At 72.5% G+C, this 4,933-nt stretch carries 4 protein-coding genes and 1 pseudogene; 1 reads left to right on the top strand and 4 read right to left on the bottom strand.

Annotated elements, in window-relative coordinates; genetic code table 11:
* Positions 1-192: pseudogene (locus tag N4P33_RS32740) on the top strand (MFS transporter); the annotation flags it as partial.
* A gap of 3 nt (positions 193-195) precedes the next feature.
* On the opposite strand, the gene N4P33_RS32735 reads toward N4P33_RS32740, so the two are convergent.
* From N4P33_RS32735 to N4P33_RS32720, 4 genes are all read right to left on the bottom strand, one after another.
* A complete protein-coding gene (locus tag N4P33_RS32735; RefSeq protein ID WP_260830568.1) occupies positions 196-1,188 on the bottom strand; it encodes an adenosine deaminase in 993 nt (330 codons plus the stop codon).
* Positions 1,189-1,208: 20 nt separating this feature from the next.
* Complete coding sequence (locus N4P33_RS32730; RefSeq protein ID WP_260830567.1) at positions 1,209-2,114, bottom strand: ribonuclease Z; 906 nt, start codon at positions 2,112-2,114, stop codon at positions 1,209-1,211.
* Between the two features lie 6 nt (positions 2,115-2,120).
* Complete coding sequence (locus tag N4P33_RS32725; protein WP_260830566.1) at positions 2,121-2,474, bottom strand: histidine triad nucleotide-binding protein; 354 nt, start codon at positions 2,472-2,474, stop codon at positions 2,121-2,123.
* 221 nt (positions 2,475-2,695) lie between these two features.
* Positions 2,696-4,933, bottom strand: a 2,238-nt coding sequence (locus tag N4P33_RS32720) for a S41 family peptidase (RefSeq protein ID WP_260830565.1), incomplete at its 5' end; no start/stop codon positions are given.

The following is a 4,933-nucleotide window of genomic DNA, read 5'->3' as shown; positions in this document are numbered from 1 at the left end:
GGCGCGATCCGCCGCCGCGGCGGTCACCCGGCGGCCGTGGTCGCCGCCCACACCGGCACACCCAGCGGTGCGGTCCCCGAGGTCGGCGCCCCGGAACAGCCGGTCGTGGAGTTCCCCGTCGACGCCCCGTCCGTCCCCGTCCAGCGCGACTACGACACGGCCGCCGCCACCCGGGCCCCCGGGATGCCCTGACCGCTATCCGAAGTCGTACGCCTCGACCTCCGCGAGATACCGCGCCCGCAGCTCCTCGTCGTCGCCCAGGAAGGACGCGAGGAAGGAGTTGCGGGCCAGCTCGCGCAGCCGCTCCGGCGGCAGGCCGAGGGTGTCGCGTACGGCGTCGAAGGTGTCGCCCGCGTAGCCGCCGAAGTAGGCCGGGTCGTCGGAGTTGACCGTGCACATCAGGCCCGCGTCCAGCATGGCGGGCAGCGGATGGCCGGCGAGGGTGTCGACGGTGCGCAGCCGGACGTTGGACAGCGGGCACAGCGTCAGCGGCACCCGCTCGCGCACCAGCCGCTCCACCAGCGCCGGGTCCTCCATACAGCGCAGCCCGTGGTCGACGCGCTCCACGCCGAGCACGTCGAGGGCCTCGGTGATGTACTCCGGCGGCCCCTCCTCACCGGCGTGCGCGACGCGCCGCAGCCCGAGCGCGGCGGCGGCCTCGTACACCGCGCGGAACTTCACCGGCGGATGCCCGACCTCGGCGGAGTCCAGCCCGACCCCGGTGATCCGGTCCAGGTAGGGCTTGGCGGCGTCCAGGGTCGCGAGGGCCGACTCGGCGGACTCGTCCCGCAGGAAGCACATGATCAGCCGGGTGGACACGCCATGGGTCTCCCGGCTCCGCCCCAGCGCCCGCCACAGCCCCTCGACCACCGTGCCCATGCCGACGCCCCGCGCCAGATGCGCCTGGGGGTCGAAGAAGATCTCCGCGTGCCGTACGCCCTGCGCGGCGGCACGGGCGAGATAGGCGTCGGCCAGATCCTCGAAGTCCCGCTCGGTGCGCAGCACCGCCATGAGCGCGTAGTACAGGTCCAGGAAGGACTGCAGATCCTCGAACCGGTACGCCTCGCGCAGCGCCTCGGTGTCGGCGTAGGGCAGCTCGACACCGTTGCGCGCCGCCAGCTCGAAGGCCAGCTCGGGCTCCAGGGTGCCTTCGATATGAAGGTGCAGTTCGGCTTTCGGTATGGGCATTAGTTCATCGTACGGCGATGTCACCGACGTTTCGGAAGCGGAACCCTCAGGAGATCGTGCGCCACGGTCAGCTCGCCCTCGTATCCGGCGGCCCGCGCCTGACGCTCGAACTCCTCCGGGTCGGTGTAGCGCTGGCTGAAGTGGGTGAGGACGAGATGCCGCACACCCGCCTCACGCGCCACGCACGCGGCCTGCCCTGCCGTCAGATGCCCGTGCTCCACCGCGAGTTCCTCGTCCTCGTCGAGGAAGGTCGACTCGATGACGAGCAGGTCGCAGTCCTCGGCGAGCGCGTACGCCCCCTCGCAGAGCCGCGTGTCCATGACGAACGCGAACTTCTGCCCGCGCCGCACCTCGCTCACGTCCTCCAGCGACACCGCGCCGAGCGAGCCCTCACGCTGGATGCGGCCGACATCGGGGCCCTTGATGCCGTGCGCGGCGAGCCGGTCGGGCAGCATGCGGCGCCCGTCGGGCTCGACGAGCCGGTAGCCGAAGGACTCGACGGGGTGGGAGAGCTTGCGCGCCTCCAGCGTGTAGCGGGGCGTCACCGCCAGCGGCCCGTCAACGTCTACCGGCGCCTGGGTGAGCGCGACGGTCTCCCGGTAGGCGGTGGCGTACCGCAGCCGGTCGAAGAAGCGCTGCCCGGAGCGGGGGTAGTGCGCGGTGACCTCGTGCGGCACCTTGTCGAGGTTGATGCGCTGGATGACACCGGCGAGGCCGAGGCTGTGGTCCCCGTGGAAGTGGGTGACGCAGATCCGGTTCAGGTCGTGCGCGGCGATCCCGGCGCGCAGCATCTGCCGCTGGGTGCCCTCGCCGGGGTCGAACAGGAAGCCCTCGCCGTCCCAGCGCAGCAGATAGCCGTTGTGGTTGCGGTGCCGGGTGGGGACCTGGCTGGCTGTGCCGAGCACCACCAGTTCGCGTACGGACAAGGCGGCTTACCCGGGGGGCCACTCGAGACCGCGGCCGCCCAGGACATGGGCGTGCGCGTGCCAGACGGTCTGGCCGGCGCCGCTGCCGGTGTTGAACACGATCCGGTAGCTCTCCAGCTTCTCGTCGTTGGCGACGGCCTGCGTCTCGCGCAGCACGTCGGCGGCGAGCTCGGGCGCGGCGGCGGCGAGGGCGGCGGCGTCCCGGTGGTGCGCCTTCGGGATCACCAGCACATGGGTCGGCGCCTGGGGATTGATGTCCCGAAACGCGACGGTCGTCTCCGTCTCCCGGACGATCGTCGCCGGAATACTCCCCGCAACAATCTTGCAGAACAAGCAGTCGCCTTGAGCTTCCCCAGCCATACGGCCTCCTAGACCCGGGATGATCGCGTACAGGGCGCATCCTAGTCGCCCCAGCCGCGGCCAGCCGCGCCCGCTCGCACCCGCGCAGCTGCGGGCAGCCGCGCGCGCTCGTCCCTGCGTAGCTGCGGGCAGTCGTGCCGCTGGGGCGGCACGGGTGGGCGCAGCGGCACCCCGCCAGCGCGGGCGAGCGACACCTACCCCCGCCCAGCCACAGCCCAGGGTCACGGCAAAGCGGGCGGCACCTTCGCCGGCGTTTCATCCAGCGCACTCAACGCCAGCCGAATCGCCTCGTCCAACTGAACATCCCGCCCGGCGGCATAATCCTGCGGCCGCTGCACAACCTCCACATCCGGATCAACCCCGTGGTTCTCCACGTCCCACCCGTAACCCTCAAGCCAGAACGCATACTTCGGCTGCGTCACCAACGTCCCGTCGACCAGCCGATACCGACTGTCGATCCCGACAACCCCACCCCACGTCCGCGTCCCGACAACCGTGCCCAGCCCCAACGCCTTGATCGCCGCGTTCACAATGTCCCCGTCCGACCCCGAGAACTCGTTCGCCACCGCGACCACCGGCCCCCGAGGCGCATCCAGCGGATAGCTCTCCGCCCGCATCCCCCGCGGCATGTCCCACCCCACGATCCGCCGCGCCAGCTTCTCCACGACGAGCTGCGAGGTGTGCCCGCCCCGGTTCTCCCGGACGTCGACGACCAGCCCCTCCCGCGCGACCTCGACCCGCAGATCACGATGGAGCTGCGCCCACCCGGACCCGATCATGTCCGGCACATGCAGATACCCGAGCCGCCCCCCGGACTTCTCATGCACATACGCCCGCCGGTCGGCGACCCACGCGTGATACCGCAACGGCTCCTCGTCGGCGACCGGCACGACCACCGCGTGCCGCGGATCCCCGCCCCCCGCGGGGGACACGGTCAGCTCCACCGGCTTCCCCGCCGTCCCCACGAGCAGCGGTCCGGGCCCGGCCACCGGATCCACCGGCTGCCCGGCCACGGCGACGATCGCGTCACCGGGCCTGATGGCGACCCCCGGCGCCGCGAGCGGCGAGCGCGCATCCGGATCCGACGTCTCCGACGGCAGAATGCGGTCGACCCGCCAACTCCCGTCCTCGTGCCGCGAGATGTCCGCGCCCAGCAGCCCCTGCCGGGCGCCGGAGTCCCCGTGGCCACCTCGCGGTGTGACGTACGCGTGCGAGGTGCCCAGCTCCCCGTGCACCTCCCACAGCAGGTCCACCAGGTCGTCGTGGGTGGCGAGCCGGTCGAGGACGGGCCGGTAGCGGTCGAGGACGCCGTCCCAGTCGACGCCGTTCATGTCCGCGCGCCAGAAGTTGTCCCGCATGATGCGGCCGGTCTCGTCGAACATCTGCCGCCACTCCGCGGCCGGGTCGATGAACTGGCGGACCCTGCCGAGGTCGACGGTGATGTTGGTGTCGCTGTCGTCGTCGTTCGAGGCGCGCCGGTCGCTGGGCACGACCTTGAGCCGGCCGTCGGTCCACAGCAGGACCCGCTTGCCGTCGCCGCTGACCTCGAAGTGGTCGGCGTCGGCGGCGAGATGCTCGATGCGCTGCTGGGCGAGGTCGTAGCGCTCCAGCTCGGTCTTGGGGTCGGGGTCGTCCGGCGTGGCCCGGGACGCGCCGAGGACGCCGGTGACCGGGTGCCGCAGCCACAGCACCCCGTCCTTGGCGGCGCGCAGGTTGGAGTAGCGGGCGGCCTCGACGGGGAACGGCACGATCCGGTCGGCGAGTCCGTCGAGGTCGATCCGGGTCGTGGGGGTGCCCTCGCTGTCCGGGGTCTCCTCCCGGTCCGGCGTCTCGAAGGCCCGCCCGTGCCGCTGCGGCCCGAACGGCGACGGTGTGGTCGCGGCGAGGGTGATCAGGTACGGGCGGACGCCCTCGACGAACGCGAGGTCGAAGACGTGCTCGTCGTAGACCGGGTCGAAGGAGCGGGTCGACAGGAAGGCGAGGTGCTTGCCGTCGAGGGTGAAGGCGGGCGCGTAGTCCTGGAAGCGCAGCGGGGTCGCCTCGGTGACCTGGAGGTCGGTGGTGTTGGCGAGGCGGAGCTGGCTGAGCGGGCGCGGGCCGGGGTGGGACCAGGCGAGCCAGGCGGAGTCCGGGGAGAAGGTGAGCCCGGAGACGTCGCCGTCCTCGCTGCGGTCGACCTCGCGGACCTCGCCGGTCTCGCGTTCGACGAGCAGGACCCGGCCGTCGTGCGAGGCGACGGCGGCTCGGCTGCCGTCGGGGGCCATGGCGAGGCCGAGGACCCGGCCGAGCTGTCCGGCGGCGATACGGCGCGGGGTGGCGCCGGGGGCGAGTCCGGTGGCGGGCGCGAACTCCAGGGCGTCGTCGCCCTCGGCGTCGGTCACCCACACCACCCATTCCTCACCGTCCGCGCGGAAGGTGCGGGGCCGGCGGGCCCGTACGCCCGGGGTCGCGGCGAGCGC

Origin of the sequence: Streptomyces sp. 15-116A, from assembly GCF_025290915.1 — a bacterium.
Taxonomy (GTDB): Bacteria; Actinomycetota; Actinomycetes; order Streptomycetales; family Streptomycetaceae; genus Streptomyces.
This window is presented reverse-complemented; position numbering and strand designations above follow the sequence as displayed.